Raw genomic sequence first — 14387 nt, forward strand, 5'->3', positions numbered from 1 at the left:
GAATGATAGCGCTCACGACATCGTGTCGAGCTTGCGCTGCATGGCAGCGATCTGGTCCTTCAATTGCTGCAGGTCGTCGGGTTTCTCCGGCGCTTCCTTCCTGGCCGGCTCGGCGGGAGCCGCGGCAGGCGCCGAGCCCGCGGGCGGGAATGGCGTGAACAGCCGCATCGCGTTCTGGAACATTTCCATGTTGCGGCGCGTCTGTTCTTCCAGCGCCTTGATCGGGGTCGCCATCTTCATCACGTCGAGCGGCGACTTGCCGATGGCGCCTTTCATCTGCTCGCGAAAGCGCTCCTGCTCCTTGGAAAAGGCGATCATCGACTGTTCGAGGAAGCTCGGCACGATCATCTGCATCTGGTCGCCATAGAAGGCGATCAGCTGGCGCAGGAACGGGATCGGCAGCATGTTCTGCCCGTCCTTGTTCTCCAGTTCGAAGATGATCTGGGTCAGCACCGGATGCGTGATGTCGTCGCCGGTCTTGGCGTCCTGGACGGTGAACTCCTCGCCTTTCTTGACCATCTCGGCCAGATCCTCGAGCGTCACATAGGTGCTCGTCCCCGTATTGTAGAGGCGGCGATTGGCGTATTTCTTGATAACAATCGGATCGTCTTTAGCGGCCATCTGCATCCTCCCCGGACACCGGCGCGCCTGAGTAAGCGGCCGGTAACGATTGCGCCCTTTTTAAGGATATGCGCAAAAGCCTCATAATTCCAAGCAGTTTGTGCAGTGCGGGATCATATATTGCTGCATAGCAGGCGAAATATGTTGCGCAGCAGCGCCCGCCCTGCCGTCACGCCGATGCGCGGCCTGCTTGCGGCGCATGGGCGCCATGCCCATTTCCGGTTTGACTTGGGATTGGGAAAGGGCAAGAAAAGTCCTCAACGGCAGAACAAACCCATGAAGTCTGGAGAAGAAAATGTCCGCTTCCATCGTCATTGCCAGCGCCACGCGTACCGCGGTCGGCTCCTTCAACGGCGCCTTTGCCGCCACCCCGGCGCATGAGCTCGGCGCTGTTGTCGTCAAGGAATTGCTGGCCCGCGCCGGTGTCGAAGCGGCCGAGGTCGACGAGGTCATCCTCGGTCAGGTGCTGACCGCGGCTCAGGGCCAGAACCCGGCCCGCCAGGCTTCGATCATGGCCGGCCTGCCGAAGGAAACCACAGCCTGGAGCCTCAACCAGGTTTGCGGCTCGGGCCTGCGCGCCATCGCGCTCGGCATGCAGCAGATCGCCACCGGCGACGCCAAGGTGATCGTTGCCGGCGGCCAGGAATCGATGTCGATGTCGCCGCACGCCCAGCACCTGCGCGCCGGCGTCAAGATGGGCGACTACAAGATGATCGACACCATGATCAAGGACGGGCTGTGGGATGCCTTCAACGGTTATCACATGGGCAACACCGCCGAGAACGTCGCCCGCCAGTTCCAGATCACGCGTGAAGACCAGGACCATTTCGCGCTCGCCTCGCAGAACAAGGCCGAAGCCGCCCAGAAGGCCGGCAAGTTCAAGGACGAGATCGTCGCTTTCACCATCAAGGGCAAGAAGGGCGACACCATTGTCGACCAGGACGAGTATATCCGCCACGGCGCGACGCTCGATGCCATGACCAAGCTGAGGCCGGCCTTCGACAAGGACGGCACGGTGACCGCCGCCAACGCGTCCGGCATCAATGACGGTGCCGCTGGCGCGCTGCTGATGAGCGAGGCGGAAGCCGCCAGGCGCGGCATCACCCCGCTGGCGCGCATCGCCTCCTGGGCAACGGCCGGCGTGGATCCGGCCATCATGGGCACCGGACCCATTCCCGCCTCGCGCAAAGCCTTGGAAAAGGCCGGCTGGTCGGTCGGCGATCTCGATCTCGTCGAGGCCAACGAGGCGTTTGCCGCGCAGGCCTGCGCCGTCAACAAGGACATGGGCTGGGATCCTTCGATCGTCAACGTCAATGGCGGCGCCATCGCCATCGGCCACCCGATCGGTGCGTCCGGCGCCCGCGTCTTCAACACGCTGGTCTTCGAGATGCGCCGCCGTGGCGCCAAGAAGGGCCTGGCCACCCTGTGCATCGGCGGCGGCATGGGCGTCGCCATGTGCGTGGAAGCGCTCTAACAAAGAGAAGTGAATAGCGAATAGGGAGCAGCCAATAGGGAAGAATTGCGTCAGCGCGACGGGACGTTGATCCCTACTCGCTATTCGCTACTCCCTATTCGCTCTCCCGACCAAAGGGAGGGAGCGCATGACCAAGGTTGCAATCGTCACGGGTGGATCGCGCGGCATCGGCGCCGCGATTTCGATCGCATTGAAAAACGCCGGCTATTCGGTTGCCGCGAACTACGCCGGCAACGACGAGGCGGCGGCGAAGTTCAAGGCCGAGACCGGCATTCCGGTCTACAAATGGTCGGTCGCCGACTATGATGCCTGTGCCGTCGGCATCAGACAGGTCGAGGCCGATCTCGGCCCGGTCTCGGTGCTGGTCAACAATGCCGGCATCACCCGCGACGCCATGTTCCACAAGCTGACGCGCGAGCAGTGGAAAGAGGTCATCGACACCAATCTGTCCGGTGTTTTCAACATGACGCACCCGCTGTGGAGCGGCATGCGCGACCGCAAGTTCGGCCGCGTCATCACCATCTCCTCGATCAATGGCCAGAAGGGCCAGGCCGGCCAGGTCAACTATTCGGCAGCCAAGGCCGGCGACATCGGGTTCAGCAAGGCCCTCGCTCAGGAGGGGGCTCGCGCGGGCATCACCGTCAACGTGATCTGCCCCGGTTACATCGCCACCGAGATGGTCAAGGCGATCGACGAGAAGGTGCTCAACGAGCGCATCATCCCGCAGATCCCCGTCGGCCGCCTCGGCGAACCGGAAGAGATCGCGCGCTGTGTCGTTTTCCTGGCTTCGCAGGATGCCGGCTTCATCACTGGTTCGACCCTCACCGCGAATGGCGGTCAGTATTTCACCTGAGGCGATGGTTTCAGCGAGACAAGCTGGGAGAACGAAAACCCGGGCGGACCGGGAAACCGGTCCGTTTTTCGTTGATATGCTGTCGCAGCAAAATGCCTCGTTCCAGCACGATGATCCAATCCGGCACGCAAAGGTTAATGGCGGCAGCGGCATCTGTGCAAAACCCGTCGCCAGGCCTGTGGATTCTCGGTGGATAAGCTGTTCACAACACAAGATATTGGGAGAACAAAAGGGGAAAGTACCGTCGGCGCTGTTTTGTCGCCGATTCGTTCCGGCTTTGAGCGGAAGTTAACATTAACGGCCCGAAATCATCCGCAATGCTTTAACGATCAATTCAGAAAGATTAACAATCCCATCACCTTGAGTGGGGCGGATCGAGCCGCTCTCCTCATTTGCCGGCAAAGATTAACGACGGAGGCCACCTAGCATAAAACGGGCCAGTTCAACGATTCAGCATGTGGTGAGACTCATCGTCACAAAATCCATATGTAGCCGTGAACAAAAGCTGAATCTGACGGAGTCAGCGATTCGTCGCCGATTCGTTCCAGACTCGTTCCAACTCTTAATCCGCAACCGATCGGGAGCTTGACAAAGGCGCCTTCGAGCCGACGGTGGAACATTCCGCTTTCGCTTCGCGCCCGAAATCCCTATGTGTCGCCTGTCATACGCGCCGTCCAGGGCACGCTCCCGACAATGAGAGGCCAGAAAGCCCTATTTCCGAGCCGATGAACATCCAGCCGAAACACACCGAGCCGCTGATCCTGTCGGGCCGCGACGTGACCGCCGTGCTTGGGCCGACCAACACCGGCAAGACCCATCTCGCCATCGAGCGCATGGTGGCGCATGAGACCGGCATCATCGGCCTGCCGCTCCGGCTGCTGGCGCGGGAGGTCTACACCCGCGTCTGCGAAAAGGTCGGAGCTCACAAGGTGGCACTGATCACCGGCGAGGAGAAGATCCAGCCGAAAGGCGCGCAATATTCCGTCTGCACCGTCGAGGCCATGCCGCGCGAGACCGACGCCGCCTTCGTCGCCATAGATGAGGTGCAACTGGCCGGCGATCTCGAGCGTGGCCACATCTTCACCGACCGTATCCTGCATCTGCGCGGCCGCCAGGAGACGTTGCTGCTTGGCGCGGCCACCATGCATGGCATCCTGCAGCGGCTGCTGAAGGGCGTCTCGGTGGTGACCCGGCCGCGGCTGTCGCATCTCGCCTATGCCGGCTCCAAGAAGCTGACCCGGCTGCCGCGTCGCACCGCGATCGTCGCCTTCTCCGCCGATGAGGTCTATGCCATCGCCGAGTTGATCCGCCGCCAGCAAGGTGGCGCCGCCGTCGTGCTCGGCGCGCTGTCGCCGCGCACCCGCAACGCTCAGGTGGCGCTGTTCCAGTCCGGCGATGTCGACTATCTCGTCGCCACCGATGCTATCGGCATGGGTCTCAACCTCGATCTCGACCATGTCGCCTTTGCCCAGAACCGAAAGTTCGACGGCTACCAGTACCGCAATTTGACGGCGGCCGAGCTTGGCCAGATCGCCGGCCGCGCCGGCCGGCATCTGCGCGACGGCACCTTTGGCGTCACCGGCCAGGTCGATCCGCTCGACGAAGAACTGGTCAAGAAGATCGAGGGCCATGAATTCGATCCGGTGAAGGTGCTGCAGTGGCGCACCGCACGTTTCGACTTCGCCAGCCTCGACGCGCTGAAGCGCTCGATCGAGACCAACGCCCCGGTCGAGGGCCTGACGCGCGCGCTGCCGGCGGTCGACGCACAGGCGCTCGAATATCTGTCGCGCGACGGCGACATCCGCGCGCTGGCCACCGATGCTAGGCGCGTGGCGCTGCTGTGGGAGGCCTGCGCGCTCCCCGACTACCGCAAGATCGCCCCGGCCCAGCATGCCGACCTCATCGCCTCGATCTACATGGACCTTGCCCGGCATGGCCATGTCGACGAGAATTACATGGCCGAGCAGGTGCGCCGCGCCGACACCACCGAGGGCGACATCGACACGCTGTCGCACCGGATTGCCCAGATCCGCACCTGGACATTCGTGTCGAACCGGCCCGGCTGGCTGGCCGATCAGGCACACTGGCAGGAAAAGACGCGCGAAATCGAAGACAGATTGTCGGATGCGCTGCATGAGCGGTTGACGAAACGCTTCGTAGACCGCAGGACTTCCGTCCTCATGCGGCGCCTTAGAGAAAATACCATGCCTGAAGCCGAAATCAGTCCTACCGGAACCGTCCTTGTCGAAGGCCATCATGTCGGCGAGCTGCAAGGGTTCCGCTTCACCGCCGACCAGACAGCCGGCGGCGAAGACGCAAAAGCCGTGCGCACCGCCGCGCAAAAGGCGCTGTCCGCCGAATTCGAGGCGCGCGCCGAACGCTTCGGCGCCTGCGCCAATGGCGACCTTGCGCTTGGTTCTGACGGCACGCTGCGCTGGATCGGCGCACCGATCGGCACGCTGGTTTCAGGCGAGGACGCACTGAAGCCGCGCCTGGTGCTGCTGGCCGACGAACAGTTGACCGGCCCGGCGCGCGACAAGGTCGCCGCGCGTGCCGAACGGTTCGTCAATTTCCAGATCGAAACGCTGCTGAAGCCACTGGTCGATCTGAAGAATGCCGACCAGATTTCCGGCATCGGCCGTGGCATCGCCTTCCAGCTCGTCGAGAATTTCGGCCTCATCAACCGCCGCGACATCGCCGAGGAGATGAAGTCGCTCGACCAGGAAGGCCGTGCGGCGCTGCGCCGGCTTGGCGTACGCTTCGGCGCCTATCATGTCTTCGTGCCGGCGCTGATCAAGCCGGCACCGGCCGGACTGGTGACCTTGCTGTGGGCGCTGAAGAACGACGGCAAGGACAAGCCCGGCTTTGGCGACGTGGTCCACGCGCTGGCATCGGGCCGCACCTCGGTGGTCATCGATCCGACCTTCGACAAGGCCTTCTACAAGCTTGCCGGCTACCGCAATCTTGGCCGCCGCGCCGTGCGCATCGATATTCTGGAGCGGCTGGCCGACCTGATTCGTCCGGCGACCAACTGGAAGCCCGGCCTTGGCCAGCGACCGGACGGCGCCTATGACGGCCAGTCCTTCATGGTGACGCCGCCGATGATGTCGATCCTCGGCGCCACCGCCGACGACATGGAAGAGATCCTGAAGGGCCTCGGCTACCGCGCCGAGCCGAAGCCGGCGGCCGAGGTCAAGGCACGGCTGGAGACGCAGGACAATGCCGCGCGCGAAGCGGCAGCCGCCAAGCTCGCGGCGGAAGAGGCCGCACGCGCCGAACAGGCCAAGGCAGCCGAAGCCGCCGCAACGGATGCAGCCGCCGAAGCCGCGGTCGAAGGTTCTGAGCCGGCTGTCGCGGAGGCGGCGGTCGAAGCTCCGGCCGAAGCCATTGCGGAAACAGCCGCAGAACCTGTCGCGGAAACGGCTGTTGAAACTACAATCGAAACCTCAGCCATTGCGGAAACAGCGTCAGAGCTTGTCACGGAAGAGCAAGTCGCAACTCCCGCAGAAATCGTGGAAGAAGCTCCGGCTGTTGCAGAAGTTGTCGCCAACGTCACTGCCACAGAAGGCGCCGACGCCCCCACCTCCCCCTCGATGGGGGAGGTCGCGGCGCGAAGCGATGCGGGTGGGGGTGATGGCGCAGACGATGCACGTCGTGCTGATGAAGCCAGTGATGCAGGCGGTGCTGACGGTACTGGCGCTCCACCCACCCCGGCGCTGCGCGCCGACCCTCCCCACGAGGGGGAGGGTGAGGCCAGCGAGCCCGCCGAAGCCGAGGCACCCAAGCCGATCCTGTTGTGGCGTCAGGGCCGTTTCGACCAGCGCCCCCGTCACCAGGAGGGCCGCAACAATCGCCAGCGCAACGGCCCGGCGCGCGGCCGAGGCAATGCACCGGCCGATGCCGTCGGCGCCCAGGCAACGGGCGCGCCAGGCGAGCGTCCGGCCCATGAAGGCCGCCGCGACGGCGCCGGCAAACCGCGCTTCGACCGCTCGAAGTTCAAGCCCAAGCCGCAGGGCGAAGGTGAACAGCGCCGCGACGGCCGCCCGCAAGGCGAGCGTCCAGAACGCCGCGACGGCCGGCCCGACTGGAAGGGCGGCAGGCCGGAAGGCAAGGGCGGTCGCCCCGATCAAGGGGGCGCAAAGCCCGTTTTCCAGCCGAAGCCGCGCGAGGAACGCCCGGTGCGCTTCGATCCGGACTCACCCTTCGCCAAGCTCGCCGCCTTGCGCGACCAGCTGAAGAAGTAGGCCCCTAGACCAAGAGATAGCGCTTCGATGGTTGCTGAAGGCCGCCAGCGCATTGACAAATGGCTCTTCTTCTCGCGGGCCGTGAAATCGCGCTCGCTGGCGGCGAAGCTGGTGGTCGCCGGCCGCGTGCGAATCAATCGCGACAAAGCAGCGCAGGCCTCGGATCTGGTCAAGCCGGGCGACGTGCTGACCATCACGCTCGACCGGCGCATTTTCGTCTGGAAGGTGCTCGGCGCCGGTGTGCGGCGCGGCCCGGCCGAAGAGGCCCGTACCCTCTACGAGGACATGTCGCCGCCGCCCACGCCGAAGGCCGACACCCTGCCAGATGCCATACCGGCGCTGCGCGAGGCCGGCAGCGGCCGCCCGACCAAACGGGAGCGCCGCCAGACCGACCGCTTGCTCGGCGAAGATTGAGGCTTGTCGCCCAAGAGGTTGTGACCAAGCGCGCCTGCTATCGTTTTGGGCACGGCGACAGACACCAGACGGAACCGGACCCGGCAAACAGGACACCAAATGCCCCTGCTGCAGCCGGCGTGCTGGAATTTCATTCCGGAACGCCGATGCCGCCGGGCATGGCTGCCCTTGCAAGCGACGGACAAAGGCGTTACCTCACGGAAAAAGCCCAACAAAACTGGCCCAATAGAGCTGGGACGTCCCGGAGCCGACCGATGACCTATGTCGTGACCGACAACTGCATCAAATGCAAATACATGGATTGCATCGAGGTCTGTCCGGTCGACTGTTTCTACGAAGGCGAGAACATGCTCGTCATTCATCCCGACGAGTGCATCGACTGCGGCGTCTGCGAGCCGGAATGCCCCGCTGACGCGATCAAGCCCGACACCGAGTCGGGCCTCGACAAATGGCTGCAGATCAACACCGAATACGCCGAGAAATGGCCTAACATCACCGCCAAGAAGGAGCCGCCGGCCGACGCTAAAACCTTCGACGGCGAGGCTGGCAAATTCGAGAAATACTTCTCCGCCGAGCCCGGCGAAGGCGATTGACAAGCCGGCCGCGAAGGCCGGTATTACCCAAGGTAAGAGCCATGCCGCATTGATCGTCTTGACAGGCGGCACGGACCTGTGGCCTTCGCTTACGCAGCAAAACCTTGATTCTTCCGACTTTTTGTGTTACATCAGCGAAACATGCCGGTGACACACGTCGATTTATGGCGCAGACGCCCCAAATCACTGAAAGGTGAAAATCCCATTCCGGACCAGAGCGATCTGGGCCAGGCGGTCGCAATCTGTGCGGTTTGCCGGTCCGGCTTTTCCGATGGGTTCATCTGTTGTGCGGCTAAGGATCGGGTCCCCCGATCGCACGAGTTCGGGCCGGCAGGACGCCGGCACCACAACAAGGAGTTCACGGCGTAATGGCTACGATCACCCCGCAGAAGAAGTCCACCGGCGCGCGTCATGGTTTCAAGACCGGTGAGTACATTGTCTATCCGGCGCACGGCGTCGGCCAGATCGTGTCGATCGACGAGCAGGAAGTGGCCGGTCACAAGCTGGAACTGTTCGTCATCGACTTCCAGAAGGACAAGATGCGCCTGAAGGTGCCGGTCGCCAAGGCGACCTCCATCGGCATGCGCAAGCTTTCGGAAGAGGATTATGTCGAGCGCGCGCTGAAGGTCGTCCAGGGCCGCGCCCGCGTCAAGCGCACCATGTGGTCGCGCCGCGCCCAGGAATATGATGCCAAGATCAATTCGGGCGACCTGATCTCGATCTCCGAAGTCGTGCGCGACCTCTACCGTGCCGACAACCAGCCGGAGCAGTCCTATTCCGAACGCCAGCTCTATGAGGCGGCGCTCGACCGCATGGCCCGTGAGATCGCGGCCGTCAACCGCATGTCGGAAACCGAAGCCGTCCGTCTGATCGAGGTCAACCTCAACAAGGGCCCTAAGCGTGGCGCCAAGGCCGACAACGAGGAAGCCGAGCAGGAAGAAGCTGCCTGAGCCTTTGAACCTTCGAGTTCTAAAAAACCCGGCCTCGCGCCGGGTTTTTGCTTACCCTCCCCCTTGTGGGGAGGGTCGCTGCAAAGCAGCGGGATGGGGGGGCAGCGCCTACCCTCCGGACCTTCGGTCCGACCTCCCACAAGGGGGGAAGTAGAAGACTCACCCCTTAGCCTCCTTCTCCGCCTCCTGCTTCAGCGTCGCGATGAACCGTTTGGTCCGTTCGCGCTCCGGATTGCCGAACAGCACGGCGGACGGCCCCTTTTCGACGATGATTCCGGCATCGAGGAAGACCACTTCCTGGGCGATCTTGGAGGCGAGGCGCAGGTCATGCGTCGCCATCACCATGGTCGTGCCCTCGCTGGCGAGCTTGCCAAGCACGTCGACCACCTCCTGTGCCAATTCCGGATCGAGCGCCGAGGTCGGCTCATCGCAGAGCAGCACTTTCGGCGACGGCGCCAGTGCCCGGGCAATGGCCACGCGCTGCTGCTGGCCGCCCGACAGCGTCGCCGGCCACGCATCGGCCTTGTGCACCATGCCGACCTTCTCCAGCAGCGCCAGCGCCCGCTCGCGCGCCCTCTGCGGCGACCATTTCAGCACCGTCACCAGGCCTTCCATGACATTCTCGATCGCGGTGCGGTGCGGAAACAGCTGGAAATTCTGGAACACCATGCCGGTCTGCAGGCGCAGGCGCCTGATGTCGGCGGTCGCCACCTTGATGCCCGGGCGGAATTCCAGCGTTTCGTCGCCAATGCGGACCGTGCCCGATGTCGGGATCTCCAGAAGGTTGATGCAGCGCAACAGCGTGCTTTTTCCCCCACCCGAAGGGCCGACAAGTGCGGTGACGCTGCCTTCGTCGATGGCGACGGTCACACCCTTCAGCACCAGATTGTCGCCGAAGCGCTTTTCGATGTCGGTGAGGCCGATCATGAGCGTGCCTCCAGGAAGCCGCCATAGCGGTTGAGCCGTTCCTCCAGCCGCGTCTGCAGGGCCGACAGCACCGAGCTCATCGCCAGATAGAGGATTGCCGCCTCGACATAGAGGATCAGCGGCTCGTAGGTGGTGGCGACGATGCGCTGCGCCGCCTGGAACATCTCCGGCACGGTGATGGCGGCTGCCAGCGAGGTGTCCTTGACCAGCGAGATGAAGGTATTGACAGCGGCGGCACCGCGACCCGGCCGGCTTGCGGCAGGATGGTACGCCGCATCGCCTGGCTCCAGGTCATGCCTATCGAATAGGCGGCCTCCCACTGGCCTTTCGGCACCGAGCCGATGGCGGCGCGGATGATCTCCGACGTGTAGGCGCCGATGTTGAGCGTGAAGCCGATCAGCGCCGCGGTGAAGGCATCGAGCAATATGCCGACCGACGGCAGGCCGTAGAAGATCAGGAACAGCTGCACCAGGAGCGGCGTGCCGCGAAAGATCCAGACATAGAAGCGGACGAGCGCGACCAGCGGCTTGGGTCCGAACAGCCGGCCGAGCGCCGCGCCCAGGCCGACCGTCAGGCCAAGCACGAAGGACAGCAGCGTCAACGGCACGGTAAAGATCAGCGCGGCCCACAGCAGCGAAGGCAGCGACTCCAGCATCAGTTGCAGCCAGTGCGGCACGAAAGACCCTCCAGAATGCTAGACGTCAGCCATATCACGACAAAAGCGGCAAACCGTCAAAGACGGCTCGCCGCTGGATGCATCGCACGGGCCGGCAACCGGCCCATCCCAGGAAAACTTACTTCGAAACGTCCTGGCCGAAATAGGTGTCGGCGATCTTCTGATAGGTGCCATCCGCCTTGATGTCGGCCAGCGCCTTGTTGATCCCGGCGACCAGCTCGGGATCGCCCTTGCGCACGATGACGCCGGAATAGTCGGCGTTTTCCTCTTGCGCGGCGATCTTCACATTGGCATCGGGCTTGTGCTTCTTGAAGTCGAGGAACGACAGGCTGTCGTTGATGGTGGCATCGGCACGGCCGGTCAAAAGCAGCTGGATCGACTGGTCGAAGCCATCGGTGCCGACCAGTTCGGCGCCGTTCGTCTCGGCCAGCTTGCCGAAATTCGAGGTCAGTGACTGCGCCGACTTCTTGCCCTTGAGATCGGCGAAGGTCTTGATGTCGGTGTTGTCGCCGCGCACGATCAGCACCGCCTTGGACGCGATGTAGGGGTCGGAGAAATCATACTTGGCCTTGCGGGCGTCGGTGATGCCGACTTCGTTGATGACGGCATCGTAGCGGTTGACGTCGAGGCCGGCGATCAGCCCGTCCCACTTGCCCTCGAGAAACTCGACCTTCACCCCGAGCTTGTCGCCGATCGCCTTGGCGATTTCGACATCGAAGCCGACCAGCGCGCCGGAAGCGTCATGATAGGTGAAGGGTGCGTAAGTGCCTTCCGTGCCGACCTTGAGGACCCCGGCCTGCTTGATCTGGTCGAGATTGGCGCCGGCATGGCCCGATGCGACAGCCAGGGCTTGCAGCGTTCCGGCGATGATGAGCGACTTGAGCCATTTCATTTTTCTGTGATCCCGTCCTTGGCCGGCAACCCGGCATGTTGTGAGGGCTGGAAAATGACAGATGCAGGTCGAAAAAATAAGGAACGAAATTTCAAAAACAATGGATTTCCGGAACCGCATTCTCCGCAGGGGATTTATTCGCGCACCCTGACGCTCCAGGCAACCGCTGCGAAATCGCCCGGATGATACCGCTCGCCTGCCCGCGCGGGCGGAACTTTTCTCGCGCATGGCAGTTTTGGCTGTTCTAGGGCACGACGCCGCGATTTCAACCCGACGCCCTGCCAGTTCGTTATTCGCATCGCCTGAGCCAGGGAGTGCCTCATGATGGAAGACACGGCAGGACGGACCATGGTCCGCGCGGCCATGAAGGCCCCCTACCTGGAGCGCGACGAGGAGCATCGGCTGGCCCTGCTCTGGAAAGAAGACAACGACCAGAACGCTTTGCACAGCATCACCGTCGCCCATATGCGGCTGGTCATTTCCATGGCTTCCAAATTCCGCCATTACGGCCTGCCGCTTGGCGACCTGATCCAGGAAGGCCATGTCGGCCTGCTCGAGGCCGCCGCGCGCTTCGAGCCCGAACGCGAGGTTCGGTTCTCGACCTATGCGACATGGTGGATCCGCGCCTCGATGCAGGACTACATCCTGCGCAATTGGTCGATCGTGCGCGGCGGCACGAGTTCAGCGCAAAAGGCTCTGTTCTTCAATCTCAGGCGCTTGCGTGCCCGTTTGGCAAACGGCGCCGAGCCGCTCTCCAACGAAACCTTGTATCGCGAAGTGTCGGTTGCGCTTGGTGTTTCCGAAGCCGATGTGGCGATGATGGATTCGCGGCTGTCGGCTCCGGATTCCTCGCTCAACGTGCCGCTGGCCGACGATGCGGGCGCCACCGAGCGGATGGATTTCCTGGTCTCGGACGATCCCCTGCCCGATGAGGTCGTCAGCGACCGCATCGATGTGGCGCGCCGCTCCGTCTGGCTGAAAGCGGCTCTCGCCGCGCTCAACGCCCGCGAACTGCGCATCATCGAGGAACGCCGGCTCAGCGACGAGGGTGCGACGCTTGAGGCACTCGGCGAAACGCTCGGCATTTCCAAGGAACGCGTACGCCAGATCGAGGCCCGCGCCATGGAAAAGCTCAAGGTCGCGCTGGTGAAGCAGAATCCGGAGTTCCTGGCGACAGCCGCCTGATCGCGAAGCCGGCTCTTACTTGTCGGTAACGATCTTGACCTTGTCACCGGCCGAAACAGCGGCACCCGGCGACAGCGCATTGAGCACGCGGAACAGGTCGAGCTTGCGGTCGACGCCCACCATCTGCGCGGCGAGCGAGCCCATGGTCTGTCCCGGCTGCACGGTGAGCACGCGGATGTGCAGCGGCTTCAGGGCCGCTTTTTCAGCAGGGCTCAGTATACGGAACGACCCGCTGACCGAGCGTGCCACCGTGTCGAGCGAGGTGCTGGCCGAGGGGGCCGCGGTCAGCAGCCGGTAGACCTGGCCGCCGGCGCGGATCACCGCGATGTCGAACTGCCAGCCTTCGGCGCCGGCATGCGCGGTCGCCGCCTCGTTGCCGTTGATCGTTTCCTGCTTGACGGTGCTGTCGTCGAGACCGGCGACCCAGCCGCTGCGGATGTAGTCGGTCAAGGCGCGGTTCTTGTCGATCGAAACGCCGTCGAAGCGGATGGCTATGTCACCCGGCCCGGTCGCCGTCACCGCTGCCGCGGAATTGTCGATGATGAAGCCATCCGGCACCGTGAATGACACACCGAGGCCCGGATGCAGGAAGGTCTCGCCGCGCACATAGCCTTCCTCCGGCGTATCGCCATAGAGCAGGCCGTCTATGCCGGCGAGGAAGGAATCGCGGTCGCGCGTGCCGACGCCGGGTGCGCCGAACTGGCGGGCATGGCGCTGCGCCAGGTCGATGCGCTGCGGCGTGTTGGGGTGCGTCGCCAGGAAGTCGAGGCTGGCGTCGGTGGCACCGCTGATCGAGCGGAAATCGGTATAGGCTGACATCGACTGCAGAAACCGGCCGGCGGCGTATGGATCATAGCCGGCTTCGCCAATCGACTTGATGCCGATGGCGTCCGCTTCCAGCTCCTGGTTGCGCGAGAACTGCGCCAGCCTGAGCTTGCCGCGGATCAGTGCCGCCTTGGCGGTCGGGCTGTCGCCGAGCACATCCGAGACGACCTTGGTCGCCAGGCCTTCCTCGGCCTCCAACTGCTGGCGTTGCAGGCCGTGGTTGGCGGTGACGTGGCCCATCTCGTGCGCGATGACCGCGGCGAGTTCGGACGAATCGTTTGCCAGCGCCAGCAGGCCGCGCGTGATGTAGAGATAACCGCCCGGCAGCGCGAAGGCGTTGACGTTGGGGGAATTCAAAATGGTGATGCGATAGGTCTGGGTCGGATTGGCGGACACCACGGTCAGGCTGCCGACCACCTTGGCGACCATGCGCTCGAGCTTGGGATCGGAATATTCCCCGCCATAGGTCGCCAGGATGCGCGGGTGCTGCGCCTTGGCCAGTTCGGCGAGTTTGTTGTTGGCGCCGACATTGTCGACCGTGATCGGCCTGTCGGACGGCTGGAAGCCGGATTCCTGGACTGCCGGAGGTGTGAACATCTGGCAGCTTGCGAGCGCCACGGCAAAACCGGCCAGCGCCAGAAAGCGCGCCAGCGGGTTCCATCTTGGTCTGTCAACGCCGATCGCCAGAACGGCTTCCTTTCGGGTCCCGGCGCATGACCGCGAAAATCGGGGG

At 63.6% G+C, this 14387-nt stretch carries 12 protein-coding genes and 1 pseudogene; 7 read left to right on the forward strand and 6 right to left on the reverse strand.

The genetic code is table 11. The features are described from left to right. Positions 1-12: 12 nt before the first annotated feature. Positions 13-621: a polyhydroxyalkanoate synthesis repressor PhaR gene (phaR, locus tag LB577_RS12180; protein ID WP_013892569.1), complete on the reverse strand. Its 609-nt coding sequence runs from the start codon at positions 619-621 to the stop codon at positions 13-15. 81 nt (positions 622-702) lie between these two features. Then, complete coding sequence (locus LB577_RS12185) at positions 703-936, reverse strand: hypothetical protein (protein WP_224686880.1); 234 nt, start codon at positions 934-936, stop codon at positions 703-705. Here LB577_RS12185 and LB577_RS12190 point away from each other — a divergent pair. From LB577_RS12190 to LB577_RS12215, 6 genes are all read left to right on the forward strand, one after another. Further along, positions 917-2095, forward strand: coding sequence for an acetyl-CoA C-acetyltransferase (locus LB577_RS12190; RefSeq protein WP_224686881.1), 1179 nt, complete (start codon positions 917-919; stop codon positions 2093-2095). The genes LB577_RS12185 and LB577_RS12190 overlap by 20 nt on opposite strands. Positions 2096-2222: 127 nt before the next feature. Continuing rightward, complete coding sequence (phbB, locus tag LB577_RS12195) at positions 2223-2948, forward strand: acetoacetyl-CoA reductase (RefSeq protein WP_023776972.1); 726 nt, start codon at positions 2223-2225, stop codon at positions 2946-2948. 725 nt (positions 2949-3673) lie between these two features. Continuing rightward, positions 3674-7192, forward strand: coding sequence for a helicase-related protein (locus LB577_RS12200; RefSeq protein WP_224686882.1), 3519 nt, complete (start codon positions 3674-3676; stop codon positions 7190-7192). A gap of 27 nt (positions 7193-7219) precedes the next feature. After that, positions 7220-7606, forward strand: a complete 387-nt coding sequence (locus LB577_RS12205; protein ID WP_013892565.1) for an RNA-binding S4 domain-containing protein — start codon at positions 7220-7222, stop codon at positions 7604-7606. Between the two features lie 254 nt (positions 7607-7860). After that, positions 7861-8199: a ferredoxin FdxA gene (fdxA, locus tag LB577_RS12210; protein ID WP_013892564.1), complete on the forward strand. Its 339-nt coding sequence runs from the start codon at positions 7861-7863 to the stop codon at positions 8197-8199. 368 nt (positions 8200-8567) lie between these two features. Further along, a complete protein-coding gene (locus LB577_RS12215; protein WP_010911999.1) occupies positions 8568-9149 on the forward strand; it encodes a CarD family transcriptional regulator in 582 nt (193 codons plus the stop codon). A gap of 159 nt (positions 9150-9308) precedes the next feature. Here LB577_RS12215 and LB577_RS12220 read toward each other — a convergent pair whose 3' ends face one another. The 3 genes and pseudogenes from LB577_RS12220 to LB577_RS12230 all read right to left on the reverse strand — a co-directional run bounded on the left by LB577_RS12220 (position 9309) and on the right by LB577_RS12230 (position 11644). Next, positions 9309-10076 carry an amino acid ABC transporter ATP-binding protein gene (locus LB577_RS12220; RefSeq protein ID WP_224686883.1) on the reverse strand — a complete coding sequence of 256 codons (768 nt, stop codon included), beginning with the start codon at positions 10074-10076 and terminating at the stop codon, positions 9309-9311. Beyond that, positions 10073-10752: pseudogene (locus LB577_RS12225) on the reverse strand (amino acid ABC transporter permease). The gene LB577_RS12220 and the pseudogene LB577_RS12225 overlap by 4 nt, the downstream one beginning before the upstream one ends. Before the next feature lie 118 nt (positions 10753-10870). After that, positions 10871-11644 carry an amino acid ABC transporter substrate-binding protein gene (locus LB577_RS12230; RefSeq protein ID WP_224686884.1) on the reverse strand — a complete coding sequence of 258 codons (774 nt, stop codon included), beginning with the start codon at positions 11642-11644 and terminating at the stop codon, positions 10871-10873. A gap of 321 nt (positions 11645-11965) precedes the next feature. Between LB577_RS12230 and LB577_RS12235 the strand changes: the two genes are divergently transcribed. After that, positions 11966-12829 carry an RNA polymerase factor sigma-32 gene (locus LB577_RS12235; RefSeq protein WP_023769392.1) on the forward strand — a complete coding sequence of 288 codons (864 nt, stop codon included), beginning with the start codon at positions 11966-11968 and terminating at the stop codon, positions 12827-12829. Between the two features lie 15 nt (positions 12830-12844). On the opposite strand, the gene LB577_RS12240 is transcribed toward LB577_RS12235, so the two are convergent. Then, positions 12845-14251 (reverse strand): M48 family metalloprotease, encoded by a 1407-nt coding sequence (locus LB577_RS12240; RefSeq protein ID WP_224686885.1) that lies wholly within the window; start codon positions 14249-14251, stop codon positions 12845-12847. Positions 14252-14387 lie beyond the last annotated feature (136 nt).

This window comes from Mesorhizobium sp. B283B1A, assembly GCF_020165735.1.
GTDB classification, from domain to species: Bacteria; Pseudomonadota; Alphaproteobacteria; order Rhizobiales; family Rhizobiaceae; genus Mesorhizobium; species Mesorhizobium opportunistum.

Bases quoted from the DNA above. Each gene is read 5' to 3' on its own strand.
- phaR (WP_013892569.1), bottom strand. From the start codon at position 621: ATGGCCGCTAAAGACGATCCGATTGTTATCAAGAAATACGCCAATCGC.
- LB577_RS12190 (WP_224686881.1), top strand. From the start codon at position 917: ATGTCCGCTTCCATCGTCATTGCCAGCGCCACGCGTACCGCGGTCGGC.
- LB577_RS12185 (WP_224686880.1), bottom strand. From the start codon at position 936: ATGACGATGGAAGCGGACATTTTCTTCTCCAGACTTCATGGGTTTGTT.
- phbB (WP_023776972.1), top strand. From the start codon at position 2,223: ATGACCAAGGTTGCAATCGTCACGGGTGGATCGCGCGGCATCGGCGCC.
- LB577_RS12200 (WP_224686882.1), top strand. From the start codon at position 3,674: ATGAACATCCAGCCGAAACACACCGAGCCGCTGATCCTGTCGGGCCGC.
- LB577_RS12205 (WP_013892565.1), top strand. From the start codon at position 7,220: ATGGTTGCTGAAGGCCGCCAGCGCATTGACAAATGGCTCTTCTTCTCG.
- fdxA (WP_013892564.1), top strand. From the start codon at position 7,861: ATGACCTATGTCGTGACCGACAACTGCATCAAATGCAAATACATGGAT.
- LB577_RS12215 (WP_010911999.1), top strand. From the start codon at position 8,568: ATGGCTACGATCACCCCGCAGAAGAAGTCCACCGGCGCGCGTCATGGT.
- LB577_RS12220 (WP_224686883.1), bottom strand. From the start codon at position 10,076: ATGATCGGCCTCACCGACATCGAAAAGCGCTTCGGCGACAATCTGGTG.
- LB577_RS12230 (WP_224686884.1), bottom strand. From the start codon at position 11,644: ATGAAATGGCTCAAGTCGCTCATCATCGCCGGAACGCTGCAAGCCCTG.
- LB577_RS12235 (WP_023769392.1), top strand. From the start codon at position 11,966: ATGATGGAAGACACGGCAGGACGGACCATGGTCCGCGCGGCCATGAAG.
- LB577_RS12240 (WP_224686885.1), bottom strand. From the start codon at position 14,251: ATGTTCACACCTCCGGCAGTCCAGGAATCCGGCTTCCAGCCGTCCGAC.